Source organism: Herbiconiux liangxiaofengii (assembly GCF_041927335.1).
Lineage (GTDB): Bacteria > Actinomycetota > Actinomycetes > Actinomycetales > Microbacteriaceae > Herbiconiux > Herbiconiux liangxiaofengii.
Window position 1 is genome coordinate 97284 of record NZ_JBHFHD010000015.1, and the last position, 26281, is coordinate 123564.

The 26281-nt window shown below is 69.8% G+C and carries 26 protein-coding genes and 1 tRNA gene; 17 read left to right on the forward strand and 10 right to left on the reverse strand.

Annotation, left to right across the window (positions count from 1 at the left end; translation table 11 throughout):
- Positions 1–4: 4 nt before the first annotated feature.
- From ACEXOR_RS15855 to ACEXOR_RS15900, 10 genes are all read left to right on the forward strand, one after another.
- On the forward strand, positions 5–1405 hold the full coding sequence (locus ACEXOR_RS15855) for a dihydrolipoamide acetyltransferase family protein (protein ID WP_374850693.1): 1401 nt from the start codon (positions 5–7) through the stop codon (positions 1403–1405).
- A 36-nt stretch (positions 1406–1441) separates the two neighbouring features.
- Positions 1442–2380: a metal ABC transporter solute-binding protein, Zn/Mn family gene (locus tag ACEXOR_RS15860; RefSeq protein WP_374850694.1), complete on the forward strand. Its 939-nt coding sequence runs from the start codon at positions 1442–1444 to the stop codon at positions 2378–2380.
- Positions 2381–2408: 28 nt separating this feature from the next.
- Positions 2409–3266 carry a metal ABC transporter ATP-binding protein gene (locus ACEXOR_RS15865; protein ID WP_374850696.1) on the forward strand — a complete coding sequence of 286 codons (858 nt, stop codon included), beginning with the start codon at positions 2409–2411 and terminating at the stop codon, positions 3264–3266.
- Positions 3263–4132: a metal ABC transporter permease gene (locus tag ACEXOR_RS15870; RefSeq protein WP_374850697.1), complete on the forward strand. Its 870-nt coding sequence runs from the start codon at positions 3263–3265 to the stop codon at positions 4130–4132. The genes ACEXOR_RS15865 and ACEXOR_RS15870 overlap by 4 nt, the downstream gene beginning before the upstream one ends.
- 67 nt (positions 4133–4199) lie before the next feature.
- On the forward strand, positions 4200–4586 hold the full coding sequence (locus ACEXOR_RS15875; protein ID WP_374850698.1) for a Fur family transcriptional regulator: 387 nt from the start codon (positions 4200–4202) through the stop codon (positions 4584–4586).
- Positions 4587–4747: 161 nt separating this feature from the next.
- Entirely contained in the window at positions 4748–4984 is a 237-nt protein-coding gene (rpmB, locus tag ACEXOR_RS15880) for a 50S ribosomal protein L28 (protein ID WP_374850699.1), read from the forward strand.
- On the forward strand, positions 4984–5151 hold the full coding sequence (rpmG, locus tag ACEXOR_RS15885; RefSeq protein WP_022897487.1) for a 50S ribosomal protein L33: 168 nt from the start codon (positions 4984–4986) through the stop codon (positions 5149–5151). Before rpmB ends, rpmG begins: the two co-directional genes overlap by 1 nt.
- A 4-nt stretch (positions 5152–5155) precedes the next feature.
- On the forward strand, positions 5156–5461 hold the full coding sequence (gene rpsN / locus ACEXOR_RS15890) for a 30S ribosomal protein S14 (protein WP_066039862.1): 306 nt from the start codon (positions 5156–5158) through the stop codon (positions 5459–5461).
- A gap of 104 nt (positions 5462–5565) precedes the next feature.
- Complete coding sequence (locus ACEXOR_RS15895) at positions 5566–5853, forward strand: HU family DNA-binding protein (protein ID WP_022897485.1); 288 nt, start codon at positions 5566–5568, stop codon at positions 5851–5853.
- 189 nt (positions 5854–6042) lie between these two features.
- Positions 6043–7992 carry a bifunctional copper resistance protein CopD/cytochrome c oxidase assembly protein gene (locus ACEXOR_RS15900; protein ID WP_374850700.1) on the forward strand — a complete coding sequence of 650 codons (1950 nt, stop codon included), beginning with the start codon at positions 6043–6045 and terminating at the stop codon, positions 7990–7992.
- 29 nt (positions 7993–8021) lie between these two features.
- Here the strand turns inward: ACEXOR_RS15900 and ACEXOR_RS15905 are convergent, their stop codons facing one another.
- On the reverse strand, positions 8022–9053 hold the full coding sequence (locus ACEXOR_RS15905; RefSeq protein WP_374850701.1) for a hypothetical protein: 1032 nt from the start codon (positions 9051–9053) through the stop codon (positions 8022–8024).
- A gap of 56 nt (positions 9054–9109) precedes the next feature.
- Here ACEXOR_RS15905 and ACEXOR_RS15910 point away from each other — a divergent pair, with 56 nt between their 5' ends.
- The 3 genes from ACEXOR_RS15910 to ACEXOR_RS15920 all read left to right on the forward strand — a co-directional run bounded on the left by ACEXOR_RS15910 (position 9110) and on the right by ACEXOR_RS15920 (position 15403).
- Positions 9110–10393, forward strand: coding sequence for an ATP-dependent DNA helicase (locus ACEXOR_RS15910; RefSeq protein WP_374850702.1), 1284 nt, complete (start codon positions 9110–9112; stop codon positions 10391–10393).
- 67 nt (positions 10394–10460) lie between these two features.
- Positions 10461–13406: an MMPL family transporter gene (locus ACEXOR_RS15915; RefSeq protein ID WP_374850703.1), complete on the forward strand. Its 2946-nt coding sequence runs from the start codon at positions 10461–10463 to the stop codon at positions 13404–13406.
- Entirely contained in the window at positions 13403–15403 is a 2001-nt protein-coding gene (locus tag ACEXOR_RS15920; RefSeq protein WP_374850704.1) for a YhgE/Pip domain-containing protein, read from the forward strand. The genes ACEXOR_RS15915 and ACEXOR_RS15920 overlap by 4 nt, the downstream gene beginning before the upstream one ends.
- A gap of 15 nt (positions 15404–15418) precedes the next feature.
- On the opposite strand, the gene ACEXOR_RS15925 is transcribed toward ACEXOR_RS15920, so the two are convergent.
- The 7 genes from ACEXOR_RS15925 to ACEXOR_RS15955 all read right to left on the reverse strand — a co-directional run bounded on the left by ACEXOR_RS15925 (position 15419) and on the right by ACEXOR_RS15955 (position 19670).
- Positions 15419–16072 (reverse strand): biliverdin-producing heme oxygenase, encoded by a 654-nt coding sequence (locus tag ACEXOR_RS15925; RefSeq protein WP_374850705.1) that lies wholly within the window; start codon positions 16070–16072, stop codon positions 15419–15421.
- A gap of 82 nt (positions 16073–16154) precedes the next feature.
- A complete protein-coding gene (locus tag ACEXOR_RS15930; protein ID WP_374850706.1) occupies positions 16155–16457 on the reverse strand; it encodes a DUF2470 domain-containing protein in 303 nt (100 codons plus the stop codon).
- Between the two features lie 20 nt (positions 16458–16477).
- Complete coding sequence (locus tag ACEXOR_RS15935; protein WP_374850707.1) at positions 16478–17158, reverse strand: dienelactone hydrolase family protein; 681 nt, start codon at positions 17156–17158, stop codon at positions 16478–16480.
- On the reverse strand, positions 17158–18219 hold the full coding sequence (locus ACEXOR_RS15940; RefSeq protein ID WP_374850708.1) for an MBL fold metallo-hydrolase: 1062 nt from the start codon (positions 18217–18219) through the stop codon (positions 17158–17160). Before ACEXOR_RS15940 ends, ACEXOR_RS15935 begins: the two co-directional genes overlap by 1 nt.
- Entirely contained in the window at positions 18216–19178 is a 963-nt protein-coding gene (locus tag ACEXOR_RS15945) for a nucleoside hydrolase (protein ID WP_374850709.1), read from the reverse strand. Before ACEXOR_RS15945 ends, ACEXOR_RS15940 begins: the two co-directional genes overlap by 4 nt.
- A gap of 9 nt (positions 19179–19187) precedes the next feature.
- Positions 19188–19577 (reverse strand): DoxX family protein, encoded by a 390-nt coding sequence (locus ACEXOR_RS15950; protein WP_374850710.1) that lies wholly within the window; start codon positions 19575–19577, stop codon positions 19188–19190.
- Positions 19578–19599: 22 nt separating this feature from the next.
- Positions 19600–19670: transfer RNA gene (locus ACEXOR_RS15955), tRNA-Gly, on the reverse strand.
- Between the two features lie 46 nt (positions 19671–19716).
- Between ACEXOR_RS15955 and dcd the strand changes: the two genes are divergently transcribed.
- Positions 19717–20322 (forward strand): dCTP deaminase, encoded by a 606-nt coding sequence (gene dcd, locus ACEXOR_RS15960; RefSeq protein WP_374850711.1) that lies wholly within the window; start codon positions 19717–19719, stop codon positions 20320–20322.
- A 90-nt stretch (positions 20323–20412) separates the two neighbouring features.
- Here the strand turns inward: dcd and ACEXOR_RS15965 are convergent, their stop codons facing one another.
- Both ACEXOR_RS15965 and idi read right to left on the reverse strand, forming a co-directional pair.
- Entirely contained in the window at positions 20413–21846 is a 1434-nt protein-coding gene (locus ACEXOR_RS15965) for an alanine--tRNA ligase-related protein (protein WP_374850712.1), read from the reverse strand.
- A gap of 21 nt (positions 21847–21867) precedes the next feature.
- Complete coding sequence (gene idi, locus ACEXOR_RS15970; RefSeq protein WP_374850713.1) at positions 21868–22401, reverse strand: isopentenyl-diphosphate Delta-isomerase; 534 nt, start codon at positions 22399–22401, stop codon at positions 21868–21870.
- 46 nt (positions 22402–22447) lie between these two features.
- Between idi and ACEXOR_RS15975 the strand changes: the two genes are divergently transcribed.
- The 3 genes from ACEXOR_RS15975 to crtI are packed head-to-tail and all read left to right on the forward strand — an operon-like array spanning position 22448 to position 26276.
- Positions 22448–23518: a polyprenyl synthetase family protein gene (locus tag ACEXOR_RS15975; RefSeq protein WP_374850715.1), complete on the forward strand. Its 1071-nt coding sequence runs from the start codon at positions 22448–22450 to the stop codon at positions 23516–23518.
- A gap of 18 nt (positions 23519–23536) precedes the next feature.
- Positions 23537–24472, forward strand: a complete 936-nt coding sequence (locus ACEXOR_RS15980) for a phytoene/squalene synthase family protein (RefSeq protein ID WP_374850716.1) — start codon at positions 23537–23539, stop codon at positions 24470–24472.
- A gap of 28 nt (positions 24473–24500) precedes the next feature.
- Positions 24501–26276 (forward strand): phytoene desaturase family protein, encoded by a 1776-nt coding sequence (gene crtI / locus ACEXOR_RS15985; protein ID WP_374850717.1) that lies wholly within the window; start codon positions 24501–24503, stop codon positions 26274–26276.
- Positions 26277–26281 lie beyond the last annotated feature (5 nt).

Sequence of the window (26281 nt, forward strand, 5' to 3'; positions counted from 1 at the left end):
ATCCATGTCGTCGCACTTCAACCTCCCCGACGTCGGCGAGGGCCTGACCGAGGCGGAGATCGTCTCGTGGAAGGTCGCTCCCGGCGACACCATCCAGGTGAACCAGGTCATCGTCGAGATCGAGACCGCCAAGTCGCTCGTCGAGCTGCCGTCGCCCTTCGCGGGAACGGTCGAGGGCATCCTCGTGGCGGAGGGCGACACCGTCGAGGTGGGCACCCCGATCATCTCGGTGTCCAGCGGCCAGGTGTCCGGCACAGGTGCGCCCGCCGCCGGCGCTCCGGCTCCCACGACCCCGGTCGCGGCACCCATCCCCGTGGTGCCCGCCGCCGACCTGAGCGAGACCGAGTCGCTCGTGGCCACGGCGCAGAAGACCGCCACCGAGGAGAAGCCGGGCTCGGTGCTCGTGGGCTACGGCATCAAGGGCAGCGTGGCGAGCCGCCGCGGCTCCCGGCGCAGCACCCAGGCCATCCCCGCCATCGGGGAGAGCCCGGATGCGAAGACCCCGGCCACCCGGCCCGCCCGCGCGCAGCAGCCCATCCCCGGTCTGCCGGTGATCGCGAAGCCGCCCATCCGCAAGCTCGCCAAAGACCTGGGCGTCGATCTCAACGAGGTCACCCCCACCGGTCTGATCGGCGACGTCACGCGCGAGGACGTCATCCGGCACGCCGACCAGGCGAAGGTGTTCCACAACATCGAGACCCCGCAGTGGGCCCCCGATCGCGAGGAGCGCATCCCGGTGAAGGGCATGCGCAAGCAGATCGCCAAGGCGATGGTGGCGAGTGCGTTCACGGCACCGCACGTGAGCCTGTTCGTCGACGTCGACGCCACCCGCACGATGGACTACGTGAAGCGGCTGAAGGCGTCCCCCGACTTCGTGGGCGTGAAGATCTCCCCGCTGCTCATCATGGCGAAGGCCATCATCTGGGCCGTTCAGCGCAACCCCATGGTCAACTCGGCCTTCACCGAGAAGGAGATCATCGTGCGCAACTACGTGAACCTCGGCATCGCCGCGGCCACTCCGCGCGGCCTCCTCGTGCCGAACGTGAAAGACGCCCACGACATGTCGATGCGCCGGCTCGCCGAATCGCTCGAGCAGCTCACCATCACGGCCCGCGAGGGCCGCACCTCACCCGCCGACATGGCCGACGGCACCATCACCATCACCAACATCGGTGTGTTCGGGATGGACACGGGCACCCCGATCCTCAACCCGGGCGAGGTCGCCATCGTCGCCCTCGGCACCATCAAGCAGCGCCCCTGGGTGGTCGACGGCGAGGTGCGGCCGCGCTACGTCACCACCGTCGGCGCGAGCTTCGACCATCGGGTGGTCGACGGCGACGTGGCGAGCCGGTTCGTGGCCGACGTCGCCTCGATCCTCGAGGAGCCTGCGCTTCTCCTGGACTGATTTGGTATTGAAAATCATTATCAATAGACTCGGGGCGTGAAGAGAAAACTGCAGCTCGCCCCTGTCCTCGCCTCCGGCGTCGTGCTCGCCCTCGGTCTGGCCGGTTGCTCCTCAGGCAGCACGGCCGCCGACTCGGCCGGTTCCAGCTCGGCCGCATCCGACGGCATCAGCATCGTCGCCTCCACGAACGTGTACGGCAGCATCGCCGAGGCCGTCGCGGGTGACGCGGCCACCATCACGTCGATCATCGACGACCCCGACAAAGACCCGCACGAGTACCAGGCCGACGGGCAGAACCAGCTCTCGCTCTCGAAGGCCCAGATCGTGATCGAGAACGGCGGCGGCTACGACGACTTCATCGACACCATGCTCTCCGCAGCCGACAACCCGGATGCCGCCGTGCTCAACGTGGCCGAGATCTCCGGGTACGACCAGGAGCCGGCCGAGGGCGAGTTCAACGAGCACCTCTGGTACGACTTCCCCACGGTGAGCAAACTGGTCGACCAGCTCGTGACCGAGCTGTCCGCGCTCGACGCGGGCGACGCATCCGTGTTCGAGAAGAACGGCGAGAGCTTCAAGGCCAAGCTGTCCGACCTCGAGAGCTCGGAGGCGGCCATCTCCTCGGCCCACGCCGGAGCGGGTGTGGCCATCACCGAACCCGTGCCGCTCTACCTGCTCGACGCCGCGGGCCTGAAGAACCTCACCCCGGACGAGTTCAGCGAGGCGATCGAGGAGGACACCGACGTGCCGCCCACGGTGCTGCAGGACACTCTGGCGCTGTTCGACGACAAGTCGGTGAAGGTTCTGGTGTACAACGAGCAGACCGAGGGCCCGCAGACCGAGGCGGTGCTCGACGCGGCGAAGAAGAACGACATCCCGGTGGTGCCCGTCACCGAGACCCTGCCCGACGGCGACGACTACATCGGCTGGATGACCGCCAACCTCGACGCGGTCTCGGCTGCGCTCGGAAATTGACGGTTCTGGGCCGCGTTAGGGTGTGAACGTGACCGATCCGGTGCTGACGCTGCGTGATGCGGCCCTCTCTTTCGGGCCGCGCACGCTGTGGTCGGGCCTCGACCTCGACGTGCAGGCCGGCGAGTTCATCGCCGTGCTGGGGTCGAACGGCTCCGGCAAGTCGAGCCTGCTGAAGGTCATCCTCGGACAGCAGCGACTCTCCTCCGGCACGGTCTCCTTCCTGGGTTCGCCCGGCCGTCGGGGCGACCGCCGCATCGGCTACGTCCCCCAGCAGAAGCTCGCCGACGACGGCACTCCCCTGCGCGCCCGCGACCTCGTGGGGCTCGGGCTGTCGGGTCACCGCTGGGGCGTTCCCCTGCCCTCGGCCCGGCGCCGGCGCGAGGTCGACGAGCTGCTCGCGGCCGTCGGCGCCACCGAGTACGCCGGCGTCGGGGTCTCGACCCTCTCCGGCGGCGAGCAGCAGCGGGTGCGCATCGGCCAGGCCCTCGCCGGCGGCCCGCGCCTGCTGCTCTGCGACGAGCCGCTGCTCTCGCTCGACCTCACCCATCAGCGGGCGGTCAGCGAGCTGATCGACCAGCAGCGGCGCGAACGCGACTTCGGGGTGCTGTTCGTGACCCACGACATCAATCCGATCCTCGACATGGTCGACCGGGTGCTCTACATCGCCGGCGGCGGCTTCCGCATCGGCACCCCCGACGAGGTGCTGCGCTCCGAGGTGCTGAGCGAGCTCTACGGGTCGCAGGTCGACGTCATCCGCACCCAGGGTCGCGTGATCGTGGTGGGCACTCCCGACGGTGCGCACGGGCACCCCGACGACCAGCTCGCCCACCACGACGAGCACCCGCATCCCTCCCCCGGGGCCGGACTGCCGGGAGCGTCGTCGTGAGCGGCGATCTGTGGGGCGAGATCTTCAACTTCGCCAACTACGGCGAGCTCGTGGTGCTGCTGCGCAACTCGATCATCGCGGGTGCCGTGCTGGGCGTCGTGGGCGGGCTGATCGGCGTGTTCGTGATGTCGCGCGACATGGCGTTCGCGGTGCACGGCATCAGCGAGCTGTCGTTCGCGGGGGCCGCGGCGGGGCTGTTGCTGGGCATCGGTGTGGTGGAGGGTTCCATCATCGGCTCGCTGGTGGCCTCGCTGATCATCGGACTGCTGGGCTCGCGGGCGCGTGACCGCAACTCCATCATCGCCGTGCTGATGCCGTTCGGCCTGGGGTTGGGCATCCTGTGCCTGTCGTTGTACCCGGGCAGATCGGCGAACAAGTTCGGCCTGCTCACCGGCCAGATCGTGGCCGTCGACGACCCGAGGCTGAACTCGCTGATCGCCATCTCGATCGTGGTGGTGGTGGGCCTGATGCTCATCTGGCGGCCGCTCACCTTCGCCAGCGTCGACGCCGACGTGGCCTCGGCCCGCGGGGTGCCCGTGCGCGGCCTCTCGATCGCGTTCATGCTGCTGCTCGGTCTGGCCGTGGCGGTGTCGGTGCAGATCGTGGGATCGCTGCTGGTGCTGTCCATCCTCGTCACACCGGCCGCGGCCGCTCTGCGGCTGTCGTCGTCGCCCGTGGTGGTGCCGTTGCTGAGCACCCTGTTCGCCGTGCTGTCGCTCGTGGGCGGCATCATGCTCGCGCTCGGCGCATCCGTGCCGATCAGCCCGTACGTCACCACCATCTCGTTCGCGATCTACGTGGTGTGCCGGGCCGTCTCGTGGGGCAGGGCGCGACGGGGGCACTCGGGCCGGGCGGTGACGGCGTGAACGTGGTGAACACCGCCGGAGTTCAGGATGCGCGGCTAATCTGGGGTGTGGGAAAGGCGGTGCGGTCGTGAAGCGGAACACCTGGCAACGTGAGGCGGTGCGCGGTGCGCTCGACACGCAGATGGGCTTCGTGAGCGCCCAGAGCCTGCACTCGTCGCTGAAGAACTCCGGCTCGCACATCGGGCTCGCCACCGTGTACCGCGCCCTGGCCGATCTCGCCCAGGAGGGCGAAGCCGACTCGCTGCAGTCGCCGGACGGCGAGTCGCTCTACCGCGCCTGCTCCCTGGCGCACCACCACCACCTGATCTGCCGCAGCTGCGGCCTCACGGTGGAGATCGAGGCCGACGAGGTGGAGTCCTGGGCGCAGAAGACGGCGACCCTGCACGGCTTCAGCCGCCCCGAGCACGTCGTCGACATCTTCGGCTTCTGCTCGGCCTGCGTGCCCACCCCCTGACCCGAAGGTTGTTCCGGGGGCCGGAGTGGTCTAAGGTAGTCAGGTTGGGTGGAATCCTCCGCCCATTGTGGGTCGCGCGCAGTCCGAGAGAACGATGCACGGCTCGCCGACAAGTCATCTTGGGTGAAGCACTCGCTTCACGGTAACCAACGGAGGAAACAATGGCAGCAGTGTGCCAGGTGACTGGAGCCGTTCCCGGCTTCGGTCACAACATCTCGCACTCGCACCGGCGCACCAAGCGCCGCTTCGACCCGAACGTGCAGAAGAAGACGTACTACGTCCCCTCGCTCCGTCGCAACGTCACGCTGACGCTGTCGGCTAAGGGCATCAAGGTCATCGATGCCCGTGGCATCGAGGCCGTCGTGAAAGACGTCATGGCTCGGGGGATCAAGCTCTAATGGCTAAGCAGCAGGACGTCCGTCCCATCATCAAGCTCCGCTCGACGGCGGGCACCGGTTACACCTACGTGACCAAGAAGAACCGTCGCAACGACCCCGACCGTCTCGTGCTCAAGAAGTACGACCCCGTCATCCGCAAGCACGTCGACTTCCGAGAGGAGCGGTAACCACATGGCCAAGAAGAGCAAGATCGCCCGCAACGAACAGCGCAAGGTCATCGTGGAGCGGTACGCCGCGAAGCGCCTCGAGCTGAAGAAGGCTCTCGTGAGCCCCACCTCCACCGACGAGGAGCGCGAGGCCGCCCGCCTGGGGCTGCAGAAGCTGCCCCGCAACGCCTCGCCGATCCGCGTGCGCAACCGCGACGCCGTCGACGGCCGCCCCCGCGGTAACCTCTCCAAGTTCGGAATCTCGCGTGTGCGCTTCCGTGACATGGCTCACCGTGGCGAGTTGCCGGGCATTACGAAGTCCAGCTGGTAAATTACCCACGGTCGTACCGACCAACCGCACTGGCCCTGGTGGCCGGGACCGTTCTACGCAAACTGCTACTCCGGTAGCGAAAAGGTCCGAGGAGGACACCTTAAATGGCTGACAAGTCACTCAACAAGACCGAGCTCGTCGCAGCCGTCGCCGCCGCTTCCGGCCAGACGCAGGCTTCCGTCAACGAGGTCCTCGACGCTCTCTTCTCGACGCTGGCCGACTCGGTCGCCTCGGGAACCAAGGTCACCATCCCGGGTTGGCTCGCCGTCGAGCGCACCTCGCGTGCCGCTCGCACCGGCCGCAACCCGCAGACCGGCGCCACCATCGAGATCCCGGCCGGTCACTCGGTCAAGATCTCGGCGGGCTCGAAGCTGAAGGCTGCTGCCAAGTAGTTTGCATTCGGTGGGCCGCACTTTCGGGTGACGGCCATCCGCTCGAAAGGGCGACGACTTCGGTCGTCGCCCTTTTTCGCGTTCCCGGTACGCACGGCCCGGCAGCTGGCACCGGATGCCGGTTGCCCCGCTTTCGACCAAGGCCCAGGCGGGCCCGCGTACAGTAGACGGGTGCTGAGAGTCGTGAGGGTGACCGGCCCCGCCGTGCTGGTGGCGGCCTCGTTCGTCGCACTCCTCGTGGCCCTGGCCGTGGGCGGTGGGGCCGCCCCGCAGCTCCTGGAAGACCCGGGCACCGTGGTGCGCTACGGCCTCCCCATCTCGTCGATGCTCGTGAACCTCGGGGCGGCGGGCATGATCGGCGCCATCGGCCTCGTGCTGTTCGCCATTCCGCCGTCGAGCCCGGCCTGGAACCGATCGCTCGACGTGGCGGCCGGATCGGCCGCCCTCTTCACCGTGGCCGCCGCGCTGACGGCGTTCTTCAACTACCTCAGCGTCACCGCCCGCGCCCTCAGCTTCGACGACACGTTCAGCCAGGGGCTCGGGCAGTTCCTCACCCAGATCGCCCTCGGCCAGGCGTGGTTGCAGACCACGTTGCTCGGCGCCGTGGTGACCGTTCTCTGTTTCGCGGTGCGCAATCACACCGCGCTCGTGCTCGTGGGCCTCGCATCCGTCGTCTGTCTCGTGCCGATGGCCCAGCAGGGTCACGCCGCCGGCACCGACGGCCACGACGTCGCCATCACCGCTCTGGGACTGCACCTCATCTTCGCGGCCGCGTGGCTCGGCGGGCTCGTGGTGATCGCGCTGCTCAGCCGACAGCTCAGCACTCCGGTGCTCGTCGACGTGGTGGCCCGGTATTCCAGCGTCGCGCTGGTGTGTTTCGTGGTGGTGGCCGCGTCGGGCTACGTGAGCGCCGAACTGCGCGTGGGTTCGCTGGACCGGCTGCTCACGCCCTACGGCGTTCTCGTGCTGGTGAAGGTCGGAGCGCTGCTGGCGCTCGGCGTGGTGGGTGCCGTGCACCGCCGGTTCGTGATCGGAAAGCTCGGAAGCACGGAGCGGCGGCGGCACTTCTGGTGGCTGATGGTGGCCGAGCTCGGCTTCATGGGCATCGCCACCGGGTTCGCCGCGGCGCTCGCCCGCACCGCGACCCCGGTTCCCGAGACCGCGCCGGCCGCGCCGACGGCCGCGCAGATCCTCACGGGCGAGCCGCTGCCGCCGGAGCTCACGGTGTCGAACTTCCTCACCCAGTGGAACTTCGACCTCATCTGGGTGCTGGTGTGCGCCTTCGCCGTCTACTTCTACGTGGCCGGCGTGGTGCGGTTGCATCGACGCGGCGACCGGTGGCCCTGGTATCGCACGGTGCTCTGGATCGCGGGCATCCTGCTGCTGTTCTACGTGACCAACGGCGGCCTGAACGTGTACGAGAAGTACCTGTTCAGCGTGCACATGTTCGGCCACATGACCCTGAGCATGATGGTTCCGCTGCTGCTCGTGCCCGCCGCCCCCGTCACCCTGCTGCTGCGCGCCGTGAAGAAGCGCAGCGACGGCAGCCGCGGCATGCGCGAGTGGGTGCTGCTCGCCGTGCACTCCAAGGTGGCCACGGTGATCGCCAATCCGGTGGTGGCCGGGGTGCTCTTCGCCACGAGCCTCGTGACCTTCTACTACACGCCGCTGTTCCGTTGGGCCACCGAGGACCACATCGGGCACGAGTGGATGATCGTGCACTTCCTGATCGTGGGCTACCTGTTCGTGCAGGCGCTGATCGGCGTCGACCCGGTGCCCTACAAGCTGCCGTACCCCTTCCGCCTGCTGCTTCTGCTGGCCACCATGGCGTTCCACGCCTTCTTCGGCCTGGCGCTGATGGAGGGTACCGGGCTGCTGCTCGCCGACTGGTTCGGCGCCACGGGCCGCGACTGGGGGCCGAGTGCCCTGCAGGACCAGCAGAACGGCGGCGGCGTGGCCTGGAGCATCGGTGAGATACCGACGTTCATCCTCGCCCTGGTGGTGGCGGTGCAGTGGAGCCGGGTCGACAAGAAGGAGACCACGCGTCGCGACCGCAACGCCGACCGCACCAACGAGGCCGAGCTCGGCGAGTACAACGCGATGCTCGAGCGCCTGGCCGAGAAGGACGACGCGCGCTGACGCTCAGGTCGTCGTCGCGTCGCGGGCTGTCAGCCGCGGGGTGAGAACTGCACCGAACCGTCGGCCTCGATGGCCAGCGCGAACGTGACGTCGTAGGGGATCGAGCGGTCGATGGTCGACACCGTGCCGTCGAAGAGCGAGCGGATGCTCACCTGCACCCGGGCAGTGCCGGTCGCGTTCGGAACGACCCAGCTGTCCTGCCCGGCGATGATGGTGAGGGCCGGGAAGGCCTCGATCGACCAGGCCGGTTCGGAGTCGATGCGGTCGTCGACCTCGAGGCCGAACGGGCAGCCCGGCGGGTAGAGCAGCGTCTCGGTGGCGCACTCGCGCAGGAAGTCGTGCACCGTGGTCTGCACGTCGTCGAGGAAGGTGGTGGTGGGCTGCACGTCGACCACCGCGCTCACGGCGCTGCCGGTGCTCGTGGCCGCGAGCGAGGTGGGGTACGCCCCGAGGTAGTGCGAGGAGTGGCCGAGCACCGTGAGGCTCGGCACCAGCACGTCATAGCTCCGGCTCGCATGGAAGGCGCCGGGGTCGCCGGCCGAGACCTGCACGGTTCCGGCCGTGAAGGTGCTGGCGTGAGACACGGTCACGGTGGCCCGCGCCGTCGGCGACCGCAGGAACTCCCACTCGGGAAACAGCAGCCAGCTCGTGCCGGTCTGCTGCACGTCGAACTCGGTCTGCCCGTCGATCGACTGGTCGCCGGTGCCCGTGAGCGTGTAGGAGTAGACGATGCGGTGCCGGCCGGGCAGGATCTCGGTGTCGCTCACCTCGGTGATGCGGCTCATGGTGCCGAGCGCATCCGGGGTGACGAGCGCCGCCTCGCCGATGCCGGCCTCGTCGCCGCTGGCCAGTTCGACCCCGGGGGTGGCGAGAACCGCCGGCACGTCGTGCTCGGCGAGGGCGTCGAGGTAGATGCGCACGAAGGTGCTGGCGCTGAACAGTTCGCGGTTCAGGATGCCGACGGCCGAGACGAACGCGGCCACGGTGAGCAGCAGCAGTCCCACCCAGACGATGATGGATCGGTGCAGCCTCTCGTTCTGCTGCACACCCGCCCTGTCCATGTGCACAGTTTAGGCGGGAGCCGGGTCGCCGCCCCGGGCGGCGGTAGATTGGAGGGATGGCACGCCCCACCCTCTCCGCCGAGCAGCAGCGCGTGTTCGAGCTGATCGAGGGCACCCGCAAGCACGTGTTCGTGACCGGGCGGGCCGGTACGGGCAAGTCGACGCTGCTCAACCACCTCTCCTGGAACACGGAGAAGCAGCTCGTCATCTCGGCTCCCACGGGGGTTGCCGCACTCAATGTGGGCGGGCAGACCATCCACTCGCTGTTCCGGCTGCCCATCGGCGTGGTCGCCGACAGCGAGATCGAGCAGAACGCCGAGGTGCGCAAGCTCCTCAACACCATCGACACCCTGGTGATCGACGAGGTCTCGATGGTGAACGCCGATCTGATGGATGCGATGGATCGCAGTCTGCGTCAGGCCCGCAGCCGCAAGGCCGAGCCGTTCGGCGGCGTGCAGGTGGTGCTCTTCGGCGACCCCTACCAGCTGGCACCCGTGCCGGGCGACGGTGAGGAGCGCGCCTACTTCGCCGACCACTACCGCTCGATGTGGTTCTTCGACGCCAAGGTGTGGGAGGAGACCGAGCTCGAGATCGTGGAGCTCACCGAGATCCACCGGCAGCACGACGACGAGTTCAAGTTCATGCTGAACGCCGTGCGCTTCGGCATGGTGACGAAGGAGATCGCCGACGCGCTGAACAGCACGGGCGCACGCTCCCCCGCTCCCGACACGGCCATCACCCTCGCCACCCGCAACGACTCGGTGAACCGCATCAACCAGACGGCGCTCGGTCGGCTGCCGGGCCGGGTGCTCAGTGCGAAGGCCGAGATCAGCGGTGACTTCGGGGGCCGCGCCTATCCCGCCGACCTCAATCTCGAGCTCAAGGTGGGGGCGCAGGTGATGTTCCTGCGCAACGACGCCGAGCAGCGCTGGGTGAACGGCACCGTGGGCACCGTGACCAAGATCGCCTCGACGGTGTGGGTGGAGGTCGACGGCGAGGTGCACGAGGTCGACCCGGTGGCCTGGGAGAAGCACCGCTACTCCTACGCCCCCGAGTCGAAGAAGCTCACCAAGGAGGTGATCGGCGAGTTCACCCAGTTCCCGCTGCGGCTGGCCTGGGCGGTCACCATTCACAAGTCGCAGGGCCAGACCTACGACGAGGCGGTCGTCGACCTCGGCTCCCGCGTGTTCAGCCCCGGGCAGACCTACGTGGCACTCTCACGCCTCACCTCGCTCCAGGGTCTGTATCTCACCCGCCCGCTGCGGCCGAGCGACATCATCGTCGACAGCGCCGTTCAGGCCTTCATGGGTCGTCGGAGAACCCCGGCAGCACCCCTGTAAGGGGGCGGCCCGTGGCCCCTGCGGGAGGGGTCGGTGTCGATAACCTTCTCGAGGAAGAGGGGGTTCCATGGCTACGCTGCTGTACCGCATCGGCCGGTTCGCCGCGCGACGGAGCATCACCGTCATCGTGGGCTGGATCGTGCTGCTCGTCGTGATCGTCGGAGGCGGCCAGCTGCTGAAGGGCACCTTCGCCGCGTCGTTCGAGATTCCGGGCACCGAATCTCAGCAGGCGATCGACATGCTCGACCAGCGTTTTCCGCAGGCAGCGGGTGGATCGGTGCGGGTGATCTACCAGGCGCCCGACGGCACGCCGATCACCGACTTCGAGTCGCAGATCGCCGCCGCCGACGCCGCCCTGCGCGCGGTGCCCACCGTGTCGACCGTGGCGGGGCCCTTCGACGACGGCGTCACAGGCCAGGTCTCGACCACGGGCGAGTACTCCGGCGAGCTGGCCTTCAGCACGGTGCAGCTGTCGGTGGCGAGTTCCGCGCTGACGGAGGCCGACGGCGAGGCGATCAAGGCCGCGGCCGAGACGGCGTCCGCCGACTCGTCGGGCCTCACCGTGGCCTTCTCCGGCCTCACCGACGTGAGCGAATCGGCGGCCGACACCGAGCTGATCGGCCTGGCGGTGGCCTTCGTGGTGCTGCTGATCACCTTCGGCTCGCTGCTGGCGGCGGGCATGCCGCTCATCACCGCGGTGATCGGGGTGGCGATCGCCTACTCGCTGATCGTGCTGTCGACCGGGTTCGCCAGCGTCTCCTCCACCGCTCCCCTGCTGGCGACGATGCTCGGGCTCGCGGTGGGAATCGACTACGCCCTGTTCATCGTCTCCCGCCATCGGGCCCAGGTCATCCGGGGCATGGATCCGAAGGAGTCCGCCGCGGTGGCCACGGCGACCGCTGGCAGCGCCGTGGTCTTCGCCGGTCTCACGGTGGTGATCGCGCTGCTCGGTCTCTCGGTGGTGCAGATCCCGTTCCTCACCGTGATGGGGCTCGGTGCCGCTCTCTCGGTGGTGGTGGCCGTGCTCGTCGCACTCACCCTGCTGCCCGCCATCCTGGGCCTCGTCGGAAGACGGCTGGTGGCCCGGCCGCGCTCGCGAGCCGCCAGGCGTGAGCTCGCCGCGGAGGGCACCCACCGCACGCTCGGTGCGCGATGGGTGACCATCGTCACCGCGAAACCGGTGATCACCGTGGCGGTGGTGGTGATCGGCCTCGTGATCGTGGCGCTGCCGGTCGGCTCCATGCGGCTGACGCTTCCGGATGCGGGCTACAACCCGGAGGGCTCGGTGTCACGCACCGGCTACGACCTGCTGAGTGAGGGCTTCGGCCCCGGCTTCAACGGCCCGCTGCTGGTGACCGCCGACATCTCCTCGACGCTGAAGATCCCCGAGGCACGCACGGCGCTGCAGGACCGGTTCGCCGGGCTGGCGGACGTGGAGTCGGTGAGCCCGGCCATCCCGAATCAGACGGCCGACATGCTGATCGTGTCGATCATCCCCGACTCGGCGCCCGACAGCGAGGCCACGCGGAACCTCGTCACGAGCATCCGTTCGATGGCGCCGGCGTTCAGCGAGGCCAACGGGTTCAGCTACCAGGTGACGGGGCAGACCGCCCTCGGCATCGACGTGTCGGAGCGGCTGGCCGGGGCGCTGGTGCCCTACGGCATCGTGGTGGTGGGGCTGTGCATCGTGCTGCTCACGATCGTGTTCCGCTCGCTCGCGGTGCCCGTGTCGGCCACCATCGGGTACCTGCTGTCGGTCTTCGCGTCGTTCGGCATCGTGACGGCCGTGTTCGAGTGGGGCTGGCTCGCCGACGTGCTCGGGGTGGCCAAGGTGGGGCCGGTGATCAGCTTCTTCCCCATCCTGTTGATGGCCGTGCTGTTCGGCCTGGCCATGGACTACCAGGTGTTCCTGGTGTCGCGGATGCGGGAGGAATTCGTGAAGACCGGCGACCCGCACACCGCGGTGCGGCACGGCTTCATCGGCGCGGCACGGGTGGTGACGGCGGCGGCGCTGATCATGTTCGCGGTGTTCGCCTCGTTCGTGCCCGGCGGCGGAGCCGTGCTGCAGCCGATCGCACTCGGACTGGCCGCGGGTGTGTTCATCGACGCGTTCCTGGTGCGCATGACGTTCATCCCGGCCCTGATGATCCTGCTCGGGCGCTGGGGGTGGGCGCTGCCGGCGGCTCTGGGCCGGGTGCTGCCGAACGTCGACCTCGAGGGCGAGGGGGTGCGCGAGCTGCTCGAAGCCACCGACTGGCGGCCGCTGGATGACGCGGGCCGGCCGTTCGCCGTGGCCGCCTCGGGCGCGGTGGTGGCGGGCGCTCGGGCAGAAGGGTTCGAGCTGAGGGCCGAAGCGGGGTCGCTCGTGGTGGTGACCGGAGCCGCGGAGACGCATCCGGAGGCCGTGGTGGCTGCGTTCGCGGGGCGGCAGCAGCTGCTGGGCGGGTACCTGCGGGTGCTCGATGAGGCCCTGCCGTTTCACGCGGGGGCGTTGCGGCGGAGCTCGGTGCTGGTGCTGCGGGCGTCGGATGCGGGCCGGGCTTCGGTGTCGGGCCGGGCCTCGGATGCCGGCCGGGCTTCGGTGTCGGGCCGCACCGAGGGCGTGCTCGAGCGGCTGCAGCAGGAGCTCGAGCTCGAACTGGGCGGGTTGTGGGGCACCGGAGCCGCCGCCGAGTGGCTCGGTCAGGTCGCCGCAGCCACGGCCAGCGGGGCGCGGCTCGTGGCCGTCGACGCGACGGGCGTGCCGACCGGGCTGCTGCAACGGGCCCTGGCCGTGATCGATCAGGTGCTGCCGCTCGCCACCACCCTCGTGGTCGCCCACCACGGTGCACGGCTGGAGGCCGGAGCCCGGCCGGTTCGCGTGGTGCAGCTCGTTCCGGCCGCGCCCGGGCTGGAGCTCACCGCGCACCTGCCGGCGCGAGAGCTCGTAGCGGTCGGCGCTGAAGAAGACGACGCCGGTGCTCCCGATTCCGATCCGTCCGACCCGAACCCCCGAGAAGAGGTCACCGCATGACGAGCCTGGGCTCCCTCGTGCGCCGGAATGACACCGGCAGCCCGTCACCGATCGGCCGCCGCGTCGCGGTGGTGCTCGCCGTGCTCACTCCGTTGCTGATAGCCGGTGTCGCGGTGACCGCCCTGCAGTCGCCCGCCGCATCCGATTCGGCATCGCCGGCGTCGCCCGGCGACTCCCCCGCCACGGGGCCGCTGCTGCCGGCGGCGGTGGTGAACAACGACGCCGCCGTGACGGTGAAGGGCGCCGACGGCACCGACACCCCGGTGCTGATCGGCAAGCTGCTGACCACCGATCTCGCCGACGGCACCTCGGGCCACGGTTTCAGCTGGACGGTCACCGACGCCGACACGGCCTCGGCCGGGCTGGCCTCCGGCACGTTCTCGGCGGTGGTGACCATCCCCTCCGACTTCACCGCCTCGTACCTCTCGGTCTCCTCGGCCGACCCCGTTCAGGCGACGCTGCAGGTTCAGACGAACGCCGCCACCGGCTACGCCACCGAGCTGCTCGCGACCGCGCTCTCGACCGACCTGCAGTCGGCCGTGGCCGACCAGTCGACGAACGGTTTCGTCACCAAGACGCTCGGCGCCTTCACGACGCTCAACACCGACCTCGGCAAGGCCGCCGATGCCTCCACCCAGATCAGCGGGTTCTTGGGCCAGTCGGTCGACGGCACCAACACGCTCGCCGACGGACTGACCACTCTGGCCGATGAGGGCGGTGCACCCGTGACCACCGTGGCGCAGGCGCTCTCCGGGGGGCTCGACGCCGTGGTGGTGGCCACCGCCGATCTGCCGGTCTACGCCGACGGCCTCGCGGTGGGTTCCCGCGGCATCACCGACGGGATCGGCCTGCTCAAGACCCGTCTCGCCGACGAGACGGCGAAGAGCTACGACATCGACCAGCGGCAGAAAGACCTCGAGGCCGGCATCGCCACGCTCCGCGCGGATGTGCCGACCCTCTCGACCGACCAGGTGCAGCAGCGTCTCGACGCCCTGCAGCTCGAAGCCGCCGGCATCCGGGTCAGCTCGTTCACCGTGACGCTCGGGCTCGGGGTGGATGCGCTCGGCGTGAGCGCGCTGGAGAGCGTGTCGGGCGCGCTGAGCGGGGCGCAGGCCGAGTTCGCCGCCGACATCCCGGCGCTCACCAGCGGTCTCTCGGATGCCGCGAAGGGCGCGGCCGTCGTGGCCGAGGGCACGGCGGGCATCACCACCGGAATCCGGCAGGCGGCGGGAGGCGCGAGCGAGCTGGCCGGCGGACTGCAGAAGATCCAGTCGGCGCAGAGCGCGGTGGCCGGGGGGCTGAGCCAGGCGGTGACCTCCATCCCGACCTACACCGACGACCAGCAGACGCAGCTCGCGACCGTGGTGACCACCCCGATCGTGACCCAGCAGAGCACGACGTCAGCGCTCCCCTCCCCCGCGGCGGCGATCGCCGCGGTGGCCGTGCCGCTGGCCCTGTGGATCGGGGCGTTCGCCGTCTACCTGCTGCTGGCACCGTTCACCCGCGCGGCGATCGTGTCGACCGCGTCGACGGCCTCGGTGGTGCTGCGCTCGCTCCGGCCGGCTGTCGTGCTGGCCGTGGCGCAGGCCGCGGTGGTGGCGGTGGTGCTCTTCGCGGTGGGTGCGCAGCCCGCTCACCTGGCCGCGAGCATCCTGTTCTCGCTGCTCGCCTCGGTGGCGTTCGTCACGCTGCACCAAGGGCTGGTGGCCCTGTTCGGGCAGGCCGGCCGGCTGCTCTCGCTCGCCCTCGTGGTGGTGCAGCTCGCGGCGGCGGCCGTGATCATCCCGAACGGCATCAGTTCGCCCGTGTACTCCGGGCTCGCCACCGTGCTGCCGCTGGCGCAGGCCGTCACGGGCCTGCAGGCGCTGATCGCGGGCGGATCGCTCTCGACCGCGGTGCAGGCGGGCGCGGTGCTGGTGGTGTTCGCCCTGATCGGGCTGGCGCTCAGCCTCGTGGCGGTCTCCCGACAGCGGGGCCGCGACGCCATCCCGGCCTGAGCGGGGTGGGGGCGGTCAGGCGACCTGGGCTGCCTTCGCGTCGGCGAGGTCGAGGAACAGCTCCGTGTTGAACCGGTAGGCCACGAGCACCTCGTCGATCACGCGCTCGCGCTCCTTCGGGCTCCAGTCGACCGCGTCGAGCTGGGTGCGGTAGACCTCCTTGAACTCCTTCGGCTTCGCGATGTCGCCGAAGAGGTAGAAGCCCACGCCGTTGGTCTCGAAGCCGAACTGGCGCTGCATGAGCGTGCGGATGATCTGGCCGCCCGACAGGTCGCCGAGATAGCGCGTGTAGTGGTGGGCGATGAACCCGCCGTTCCAGGTGGCCGCCACCTCGTTGATGCGGCGCACGTAGCGCGCGGTGGTGGGGAGCGGGTCGATCCGGTCGTGCCAGTCGTCGCCGATCAAGAACCGCAGGTCTTCGACGATGGCGGGCAGCCGGGTGAGCTTGGGCGAGATGAACGCCGCCGCCACCGGGTCGCTCTTCATGCGATCCGCCGCCGCTTCGAGGGCCTCGTAGATGAAGAAGTGCTGCGCCACGAGAGCGATGTAGTCATCGCGCGAGCCCTTGCCACTCATCAGGTCGGTCATGAAACCGGCGCCCTCGCTGTCAGAATGTCCGGTCCAGGTGCGCTCCCGGAGCGCTTGCGAGAAGGGGATCACTGCAGCCATGTGCTCATTCCAAGCGGTCGTCAGGTTAGGTTAGGTTGCCCTAACTCTAGCGGTACACCCCTGTCAGAAGTCCAGTGATCGGCTAGGAATGCGGCCTGGGTTCGACTCCGAGCACCGCGCAGGCCTCGTCGTAGAGCGCCACGATCTCACGCCGAACCTCGCCGCGTTCGGTGATGCGGCCGGCCGGCCAGGCGACGGATGCGCGGGTCGTCGCACCCCCGGAGGTCACGTTCCACACTCCCCCGTCGCCGTCCAGGCCCACCATCTCGGCGCGCTCGGCACCGGGATCGACGAAGGCGCGGGCGATCAGCAGGTTGTCGTCGGAGTGGTCGCCGTTCATGTGGCGGAGGATCGCCTCGACGATCTCAGGAGCGAAAGCGGTCATGGCAGGCAAGGCTAGCGCGGTCAGTCGAGCAGCTGTGCCTGCAAGAAGTACGTCGACCGGGCGAAGGCGAGGGCGGCGGCGTTCTTGTCGAGCAGGTCCAGCAGGGTGGCGTTGGCGAACCCCTCCCGGGCGGCATAGCGGTGCTGCGTCACCGGGGTGCCGTGCTCCTTGAGGCGGCCGACGAAGTCATCCGGGTCGACTCCCCCGGTCCAGTCCCCGTCGTCGCTGCGATGCAGCAGCACGGAGCACGGGATGACGCCGCCCTCGTCGTCGCCCAGCAGCGCGTAGTAGGCGACCACCGCATCCGCCGCCCCGCTCTGGGCCACGCGCAACGCGAACCGTCCGCCGAGACCGAGGCCGATCAGGCCCACGCGCACCGAGTCGCCGGCCGGGCCGGCCGAGTCGGGTGCCGGGCCGTCGGGAGTCCGGGCCAGGGCGACGGCGTCGTCGAGCGCGGCCATCGCGAAGCCGGGGTCGAGTGCCGCCTGCAGCTCGGCCGCACCGGCCTCGTCGACGGTGGCGACCCCGCCGAAGAGGTCGGGCAGCACGACGAAGAAGCCCTGGCCGGCCAGCGCCCGGCCGTAGGCCTCGAGATAGGGCAACCGGCCGTAGGCGTCGTGCACGATCACGATGCCCGGGCGGCCGGGTTCGCCGAACTGCAGCGGCCAGCCGGGGGAGGGGATCTCGATGAACTCGGGCATCAGGGCCTCGCCGTCGGGTGAGTCACGCGCAGGTGGTCGATGTGCATGGCGGTCTGGGCGAGGGCGGAGAACCGGTGGAACGGCCGCAGCGCCGACCAGCCGGCAGGCCAGCGGATGCGCTCTGCGACCTGCCAGACCGTCGCCTCCGGATCGGCGTCCAGCACCGCCGCGACCTCGGCCGAACGCCGCAGATGGTGCGCGCGGGTGACCCGGATGCGCTCGCCGAGGCCCGTGAACCGGAACCCGTGGCCGGGCAGCACCTCGTAGGCGGCGGGGTCGCCGGCCGGTGCCGACCCCAGTTGTTCGAGGGCATCGAGCGAGGCGAGGTGGTCGCCGACGGGGTCGTCGGCCGGCCCACCGAGCCCGATTCCGCCGAAGATCGACGGCAGCAGATGGTCTCCGGTGAACACGAGCCGCCCGCCGCGATCGACGACCGCGATGTGGCCCGGCGTGTGCCCGGGGGTGTGGATGACCTCGAGCGAGCGGCCGGGGATGGCCAGCAGGTCGCCGTGCTGCACGAGCGCATCCGCCTGAGATGCCGACGCGGTGGCTTCGACGGACATGCCTTCAAGGGCATCGAGGAAGGCCTGGGGTACACCCCAGGCGATGAGAGACGCCCGCCGGTCGGTATCGGTGCGGGTGCGCTCCGCCTCGGCCAGGAGATCGATCGATCGTTGTTCGGCGGCGTGCAGCACCACCCTCGCCCCGGACTCATCCCGCAGCCAGTCGGCGAGACCCAGGTGGTCACGGTGCAGGTGCGTCGACACGCTGCTGACCACCCGATCGAGCCCGGCGTCGAGCTCGGCGAGCAGATCGAGCAGGCGGCGACGGTTCTCCGGGGAGTCCCAACCCGGGTCGATCACGTGTATGCCCCCATCGGCATCTACGATCAGGTAGCTCAGGGTGTACCGGGGCGAATGCCGGGAGGGCAAGGACTGGGGCAGCACCAGCAGCCAGCTCCGGATGCGCGCTGCCGGCGGCAGCCCCTCACCGCTCGTCTCGGCCCGGTACTCCGCCTCGCTCACGGCGATGATCGACTCCGGCGCCTCGGGCCCGCTCACGGCAGGCGGCTGATCGTCTCGAGGAAGAGCTCGGCGTAGCGGTGGCGGTCGACATCCAGGGCCACGTCGACCCAGTGGGCGGTGGCCGCACCCGTCGCGTGCACGGCGTCCTCGCCCATTCGGCGCCGGCGGTCGACCACGGTCTGCCCGCGGCTGGCGCCCTCCAGCTCGATCCGCACCGGGAGACGTTCGACCCGGAGTGCTCCGGGGTCGACCAGAGCGCAGACCGCGCCGGCATCCCCGATGTGCCCGCCGAAGGAGCCAGGGTCATCCGTCGACTCCGGATCGGCCATCTGGTAGTGCAGTAGAGCGCCGGCCAGTCGGCCCGAACCGCTCTCGCCCTCGACGAGAGCGGTCGCCCTGGCCTCGTCGACCGTGACCTGGTTGAACACGTCGAGGCCGTACATGAAGGTGGGCACGCCGGAGTCGATCACCACGGCGGCCGCCTCGGGGTCGTGCCAGACGTTGAACTCCGCAACCGCCGTGGCGTTGCCGCCCGACGCCGAGCCGCCCATGAACAGCACGCGCTCGATCTTCGGCACGACCTCCGGGTACAGCCTGAGCAGCAGAGCGAGGTTGGTCTGGGGCGCAAGGGCCACGATGGTGACGGGCCGGTCGGAGGCCAGCAGGAGGTCGCGGGCGAGATCGACGGCGGGACGCGCATCCGGAACCCGCTTCGACACGGGCAGACCGAGGTCGCCCAGACCGTCGGAGCCGTGCACATGGGAGGCCCGGGAGGCCTCGATGAGCGGCCGCCGCGCGCCGGCCGCCACCGGGAGGTCGGGTGCTCCGGCGATGTCGAGCACCTTCAAGGTGTTCGCCAGCACGTTCTCGAGCGATGTATTGCCGGCGACGCATGTGATGCCCACGAGGTCGATCTCGGGATGGGCCACGGCGAAGAGGATGGCCAGGGCGTCGTCGACCCCCGTGTCGACGTCGAGCAGAACGCGGTGGGTCACGCCCTCAACCTAGCGCGGAGTGCGCGTCGACCAGAGAGCCCACGCCACGAGCACGGGCTGGAACACCAGGCGCACCGCACGCTTGCGGTCGGTGTCGAGGCCGAAGGCGCTGCGGCCGTGCAACCACTGCGACACGTTGCCCGGGAAGATCGCGGTGAAGAACACCGCGGCGACGTTTCCGACGGCCCGCTTGTGGCGGGGGAGGGCGATGAGGGAGGCGCCGAGAGCGATCTCGGCCACGCCCGAGGCGAGCACGACGGTGTCGATGTCGACCGGAACGAACTCGGGCACCTGGGCCTGGAAGTCTTTACGGGCGAACGTGAGGTGACTGGTGCCGGCGAAGACGAGGGCGGCACCGAGAGCCACGCGGGCGACGGTTCGGAAAACGGAGGATGCCATGCCTCAATGATGCGCTCCCGAGAGCGGATGACGGGAATCGAACCCGCGCTATCAGCTTGGGAAGCTGAAGTTCTACCATTGAACTACATCCGCGAAACGCTCGTATCGAGCGATGGCGACCAGTCTATACACTGACTGCGTGCTCCTCTCCGACCGCGACATCCGCACCCAGCTCCGCGAGAACCGCGTCAGTCTCGAGCCCTACGACCCCTCGATGGTGCAGCCCTCGTCGGTCGACGTGCGGCTCGACCGGTACTTCCGGCTGTTCGACAACCACAAGTACCCGTTCATCGACCCGGCGGCCGACCAGCCAGAGCTCACCAGGCTCATCGAAGCCAAGCCGGATGAGCCGTTCATCCTGCACCCCGGCGAGTTCGTGCTCGGCGCCACCTTCGAGCGTGTGAGCCTGCCCGACGACCTGGCCGCGCGGCTCGAGGGCAAGAGTTCGCTCGGCCGGCTGGGGCTGCTCACCCACTCGACCGCCGGGTTCATCGACCCCGGTTTCTCGGGGCACGTCACGCTCGAGCTCAGCAACGTCGCCACCCTGCCGATCAAGCTCTGGCCGGGCATGAAGATCGGCCAGCTCTGCTTCTTCCAGCTCTCCAGCCCGGCCGAGAAGCCCTACGGCTCGGCGGAGTACAGCTCGCGCTACCAGGGCCAGCGCGGCCCCACGGCCTCGCGCTCGCACCTGAACTTCCACCGCACCGACGTGTCGAGCGTCACCGACGGCAGCCTCGGCGGCTGACGCGCGCCGACCCGTCGCAAACAGCCCTTTGAGGGCCGTTCAGGGGCGGATTGCGACGGCTCGACGGGCGGGCGGGGTGGGCGGGCGTGGTCAGGGGGCGGGGGTGCCGCCGGGGAGGCCGGCCGCGCCGAGACGGGTGGCCCCGCGCGACCGGGCGCGCTGCTCCTCGAGGGCGGCGCCGAACTCGGCCTCCCAGTCGTCGGCCACCGCGATGCCGAGGCGTCGGGCCTCCTCCACCGAGAGCTCCTTCGGGAAACCGTGCGTGTCCGAGAGCCGGAACACGTCGCCACCGGTGAGCGTCTGCCCCTCGTAGAGTGCCAGCGCTGCCAGCCCACCCTCCAGCGTGCGGCGGAAGGAGTTCTCCTCCTTCACCAGCACGGCCACGACCTCGTCGCGTGAGGCCGCGACCTCGGGGTAGTCGGCGGCGTAGAGGTCGGCGATCACCGGCACCACCTCGGCGAAGAAGTTCTCGGCGAGGCCGAGCGAGAGGGCCAGGCGGATGGCGCGGCGGAGCAGTCGCCGCATCACGTAGCCCTGCTCCTTGTTCGAGGGCCGCACGCCGTCGACCGCCAGGAAGGTGGCGCCGCGCAGGTGGTCGGCGATGATGCGCATGGCGGCCGTCTCGTCGTCGTAGCTCCGGCCGGTCAGCTCCTCCAGCTTCGCCACGATCGGCCACAGCAGCGAGATGCGGAACACGTCGTCCGACCCGAGCGACGCCGCGGCGATGCGCTCCAGGCCGCCGCCGAAGTCGACGTTTCGGCGGGCCAGCTCCTCGAACGACCCGTCGTCCAGGCGCCGGTACTGCATGAACACCTGGTTGCCGATCTCCATGAACTGGCCGCCGTCGCTGGCCGGATGGGCGAGGCCGTAGGCGGCATCCTGATGCTCGGGGCCGAAGTCGTAGAACACCTCGCTGTCGGGCCCGCACGGGTCGCCGATGGGGGTCGCCTCGAGCGAGCCGCCGCGCGACCACCAGTTCTCGCCGCCGTCATAGAAGAAGATGCGCTCGCCGGGCTTCACACCGCGCGCGTCGCCGTCGGCCTGCGAGCCGATCTCGGCGATGCCGTTCGAGACACCGTGCTCGGCGAACACGGCCGCCCAGATCGAGGCCGCCTCGTCGTCGCGCGGGATGCCGTTGGCCGGGTCGCCGATGAAGCAGGTGACGTAGAGGTTCTCGGGGTCAAGGCCCACGATGTCGACCAGGAAGGTGAAGAACTGCCTGATCTGCGTCTCTTTGAAGTAGTCGCCGAGCGACCAGTTGCCGAGCATCTCGAAGAACGTGGTGTGCCGGTTGTCGCCCACGTCGTCGATGTCCTGCGCCCGCACGCACGGCTGGGAGTCGACGAGCCGGTTGCCGGCCGGGTGCTCCTGACCGAGCAGGTAGGGCAGCAGCGACTGCATTCCGCTGCCGTTGAACAGGGTGCTGGTGTCGCCGCGCGGCACGAGAGGCGCCCGCTGGATGACCGCGTGGCCGTTCTGCTCCAGGAAGGCGAGGTAGGAGTTTCGGATCTCGTGGGCGTCCATGCTCACAGCATCCCATAGCCGCTACCGCGCGGTCACGGCCTGCAATTGGGGGAGCTGCAGCGTCAGCCACGGGCTGAACGCCCAGGGCGTGAGGGCCACCGCGGTGCCGAGCTCGTCGGCGTCGGCCCAGTGCCACTCCGCCACCTCGTCGGGGTTCGGGCGCACCGGCGAGGCTGCGCGGGCGGTGTACACCGGGCAGATCTCGTTCTCCACGATTCCGGATGCGTCGACCGCCCGATAGCGGAAGTCGGGCAGGGCGAGTTCGAGACCCGAGATCTCGAGACCGAGCTCCTTCGCAGCCCGCCGCACCACCGCATCCGTCATCTGCTCGCCCGGAGCCGGATGCCCGCAGAACGAATTCGTCCAGACGCCGGGCCAGGTGAGCTTGCCGAGCGCGCGGCGGGTGACGAGCACGCGGCCGGCGTCGTCGAACACGTGGCAGGAGAAGGCGAGGTGCAGGGGAGTGGTCTCGGAGTGCACGGCGCTCTTGTCGGCCGTGCCGATGGCGAGTCCGTCGTCGGAGAGCAGCACGACCCGCTCGATCTCTTCGGTCATTTCGCTATTCTCCTTTATTACAAGACAACCATGTAAAGTCGACGCTGTGGATACGCACGACCTGATCGCGGTGTCGGAGCGCCGGCAGCAGCACGTCGACCGCGTTCTGGCCGGTTTCTTCAGTGACTCCCACTATCGCGCCCGGTCTCTCGGGGCACCCTACGCCGCCCTCTGGCAGACGCTGGAGCGCAACACGATCGGCGGCAAGCGCTTCCGTCCGCGCATGGTGATGGCGGCCTATGAGGCGCTCGGCGGCACCGATCTCGACGCGGCCGCTCACGTGGGGGCGGCGTTCGAACTGCTGCACACGGCCCTCATCGTGCACGACGACGTGATCGACCGCGACTTCGTGCGACGGGGCGGCCCGAACGTGTCGGGCAGCTATCGCGACATCGCGACCACGGCGGGCATCCCGTTGCCCACCGCCGAGCACCGGGGGATGTCGGTGGCGGTGATCGCCGGCGACCTCGCCCTGTTCAACGCGTACCGCCTGATCGACCGATCGGGCGTCGACGGCATCCTGCGCACCCGGCTGCACGACATCCTCGACGAGGCGATGTTCGTCTCCGCCGCCGGCGAGCTCTACGACGTGGACTTCTCGATCCGGCCCGAACCGCCGAGCGTCGACGAGATCGTGGAGATGGAGCGGTTGAAGACCGCCGGCTACTCGTTCGAGGGCCCGCTGCAGGCCGGAGCCGTGCTGGCCGGCGCGCCGGCCGACGCGGTGGAGGCTCTCGGCCGCTTCGGCCGCGACATCGGCATCGCCTACCAGGTGGTCGACGACCTGCTCGGCGTGTTCGGCGACGAGGGCGACACCGGCAAGACCACGCTCGGCGACCTGCGGGAGGGCAAGCGCACGGTGCTGCTCGCGCACGCGGTGACCAGACCCGAGTGGATGACGGTGGAGCAGGTGTTCGGCACGCCCGACCTCACCGCCGCCGACGGAGACCGCATCCGCGCCGTTCTCGAAGCCACCGGATCGCGGAGTTTCGCCGAGTCGCTGGCCAGCGACTTCGCCAACCGCGCCTGGGAATCGCTCACCCACGATGCGCTGCCCGACGCCGTCCGCGAGGAGTTCCGGCCCGTGGTCGCCTCCGTGCTCGGCCGGGTACGCTGAGGCCATGATGGGTGGCCGATGACGACCGATCGAGTGAACCGCGTCGGCGCCGCTCAAGGCGGCGGCGGGCAGGAGCCCACCGGGGCGAGCCTCTATGACCAGGTGGCGATGGAGACGGCCTCCGTGGTCATCCGGCGCTACTCCACCTCGTTCGGCCTCGCGTCGCGACTGCTCTCGCCCGCCGTTCGGCAGGACGTGGAGAACATCTACGCCCTCGTGCGCCTGGCCGACGAGGTGGTCGACGGGGTGGCGGCCTCGGCCGAGCTCAGCGCGGCGGAGATCACCGATCGCATCGACGCGCTCGAGCGCGAGACCTGCGAGGCGCTGAAGTGCGGCTACAGCACCAACCTCATCGTGCACGCCTTCGGCATCACCGCGCGGCGGGCGGGTTTCGGCGAGGAGCTCACGGAGCCCTTCTTCCGCTCGATGCGGGCCGACATCTCGGCCACCAGGCACACCCCGGAGTCGTTCGTCGACTACGTCTACGGCTCGGCCGAGGTGGTGGGGCTGATGTGCCTGGCCGCCTTCCTGCGCGGTGAGACCGTGCCGGCCGACCGCCTGCAGGTGCTCGTCGACGGCGGGCGGCACCTGGGTGCCGCGTTCCAGAAGATCAACTTCCTGCGCGACCTCGCCGCCGACTTCGGGGCCCTCGGGCGGAGTTACTTCCCGGGCATCGACGTGAACACCTTCACCGAGACGGAGAAGGCACGCATCATCGCCGACATCGACGACGATCTGCGCATCGCGCGGGCCAGCCTGCCGCTCCTGCCCGCCTCCAGCCGTCGCGCCGTCGCGCTGGCCCAGGCGCTGTTCGAGGAGCTCACCGACCGTCTTCGCGCCACACCGGCGGCCGTGCTGGCGACCGCGCGCATCCGGGTGCCGAATCCCGTGAAGGCGAGGCTGGCCCTGGGGGCCGCGGTGGGGCGGCTGCCCAGGGAGCGCGTGACACGATGAGCAGGGCTGACGAAGGAGACTCGATCACGTGACGACGGCGAAGACAGCATTGGTGATCGGCGGCGGAATCAGCGGTCTCGCCAGTGCGGCGCTCCTGGCCCGCGACGGCTATGCCGTGACGCTGCTGGAGAAGAACGACCAGCTCGGCGGCCGCGCCGGGGTGTGGGAGAAAGACGGCTTCCGGTTCGACACCGGGCCGTCGTGGTACCTCATGCCCGAGGTGTTCGACCACTTCTTCAAGCTGCTCGGCACCTCGGCCGAGGCCGAGCTCGATCTCGTGAAGCTCGACCCCGGGTATCGCGTGTACTTCGAGGACGAGTTCGAGCCCATCGACCTCAGGGCCGACCGCGCCGCCAACCTCGAGCTGTTCGAGTCGATCGAGCCGGGGTCGGGCGTGCGCATGGCCGGCTACCTCGACTCCGCCGAGCAGACCTACGAGCTGGCGAAGGAGTACTTCCTCTACTCCAGCTTCGAGAAGCTCGGCCCGGTGTTCACAGCCGGCCCGGTGCTGAAGCGACTGCCCCGACTGGTTCGCCTGCTCACCGAGCCCCTGGCCAGTTTCGCCGGCCACACCGTGAAAGACCCGCGGCTCGTGCAGGTGCTCGGCTACCCCGCCGTCTTCCTCGGCAGCTCGCCGTATGCCGCTCCGAGCATGTATCACCTGATGAGCCATCTCGACCTCGACGAGGGCGTGCTGTACCCGAAGGGCGGAATCGCCGCGGTGATCGAGGCGATCGAGCGGCTGGCGCGCGCCGAGGGCGTGCAGATCGTCACCGGCGCCGACGTGACGCGCATCGTGATGGCGGCAGACGGCACCGCGGCACCTGCCCCCCAGCCGGTCGACGCCTACGACTACGAGACCACCATGTACGACACCGACGTGATCGACCGCGACGCGCTGGCCCGCCTGCTGGCCGGCGAAGAGCCGGGGGCCGCCACCGGCTCCCCTGCAGCCGCGACCGCGACGTCGACGGATGCGGCGGACTCCGCAGGTGGCGCGGCCGCGCCCACCGCCGGCCGCCCGCAGGTGGGCGGCGTGCACTACACCGACACCGAGGGCCGGGCGCACTCGCTCGAGGGCGACATCGTGGTGTCGACCGCCGACCTCTGGCACACCGAGACGGCTCTGCTGCTGCCCGAGCTGCAGACCTACCCCGAGAGCTACTGGGACAAGCGCACGGCCGGCCCGAGCGCGCTGCTGGTGCTGCTCGGCGTCGAGGGCGAGCTGTCCCAGCTCGACCACCACACCCTCTTCTTCACGAAGGACTGGAAGTCGAACTTCGGCAAGATCTTCGACGACCTCGAGATCCCCGAGCCGGCCTCGCTCTACGTCTGCAAGCCCAGCGCCACCGACTCCGACGTCGCTCCCGAGGGCCACGAGAACCTCTTCGTGCTCGTGCCGCTCCCGGCCGACCCGTCGATCGGTGCCGGCGGAGTCGACGGAGCGGGCGACCCGCGCGTCGAGGAGCTCGCCGACACCGTGATCGAGCAGATCGCCACCTGGGCCGGCATCCCCGACCTGGCGTCGCGGGTGACCGTGCGCCGCACCATCGGCCCGGCCGACTTCGAGAACACGCTGAACTCGTGGCGCGGCACCGCGCTCGGCCCGGCCCACACGCTGCGCCAGAGCGCGATGTTCCGCTCGCGCAACGTGAGCGCCAAGGTCGACGGTCTCTACTACGCGGGCGGTTCCACCACCCCGGGCATCGGTCTTCCGATGTGCCTGATCAGCGCCGAGCTGGTGCTCAAGCGCCTGCACGGAGTGACCACCACGACGGCTCTGCCCGAGCCGCTCTCGCTCTGAGTCGC

Coding starts and splice junctions, on each gene's coding strand:
- ACEXOR_RS15910 (WP_374850702.1), top strand. CDS start 9,110: ATGGCACGCCCCACCCTCTCCGCCGAGCAGCAGCGCGTGTTCGAGCTG.
- rpmG (WP_022897487.1), top strand. CDS start 4,984: ATGGCTAAGCAGCAGGACGTCCGTCCCATCATCAAGCTCCGCTCGACG.
- ACEXOR_RS15930 (WP_374850706.1), bottom strand. CDS start 16,457: ATGACCGCTTTCGCTCCTGAGATCGTCGAGGCGATCCTCCGCCACATG.
- ACEXOR_RS15965 (WP_374850712.1), bottom strand. CDS start 21,846: ATGGACGCCCACGAGATCCGAAACTCCTACCTCGCCTTCCTGGAGCAG.
- idi (WP_374850713.1), bottom strand. CDS start 22,401: ATGACCGAAGAGATCGAGCGGGTCGTGCTGCTCTCCGACGACGGACTC.
- ACEXOR_RS15950 (WP_374850710.1), bottom strand. CDS start 19,577: ATGGCATCCTCCGTTTTCCGAACCGTCGCCCGCGTGGCTCTCGGTGCC.
- ACEXOR_RS15925 (WP_374850705.1), bottom strand. CDS start 16,072: ATGGCTGCAGTGATCCCCTTCTCGCAAGCGCTCCGGGAGCGCACCTGG.
- ACEXOR_RS15905 (WP_374850701.1), bottom strand. CDS start 9,053: ATGGACAGGGCGGGTGTGCAGCAGAACGAGAGGCTGCACCGATCCATC.
- ACEXOR_RS15895 (WP_022897485.1), top strand. CDS start 5,566: ATGGCTGACAAGTCACTCAACAAGACCGAGCTCGTCGCAGCCGTCGCC.
- ACEXOR_RS15915 (WP_374850703.1), top strand. CDS start 10,461: ATGGCTACGCTGCTGTACCGCATCGGCCGGTTCGCCGCGCGACGGAGC.
- ACEXOR_RS15920 (WP_374850704.1), top strand. CDS start 13,403: ATGACGAGCCTGGGCTCCCTCGTGCGCCGGAATGACACCGGCAGCCCG.
- ACEXOR_RS15980 (WP_374850716.1), top strand. CDS start 23,537: ATGACGACCGATCGAGTGAACCGCGTCGGCGCCGCTCAAGGCGGCGGC.
- rpmB (WP_374850699.1), top strand. CDS start 4,748: ATGGCAGCAGTGTGCCAGGTGACTGGAGCCGTTCCCGGCTTCGGTCAC.
- ACEXOR_RS15935 (WP_374850707.1), bottom strand. CDS start 17,158: ATGCCCGAGTTCATCGAGATCCCCTCCCCCGGCTGGCCGCTGCAGTTC.
- rpsN (WP_066039862.1), top strand. CDS start 5,156: ATGGCCAAGAAGAGCAAGATCGCCCGCAACGAACAGCGCAAGGTCATC.
- ACEXOR_RS15855 (WP_374850693.1), top strand. CDS start 5: ATGTCGTCGCACTTCAACCTCCCCGACGTCGGCGAGGGCCTGACCGAG.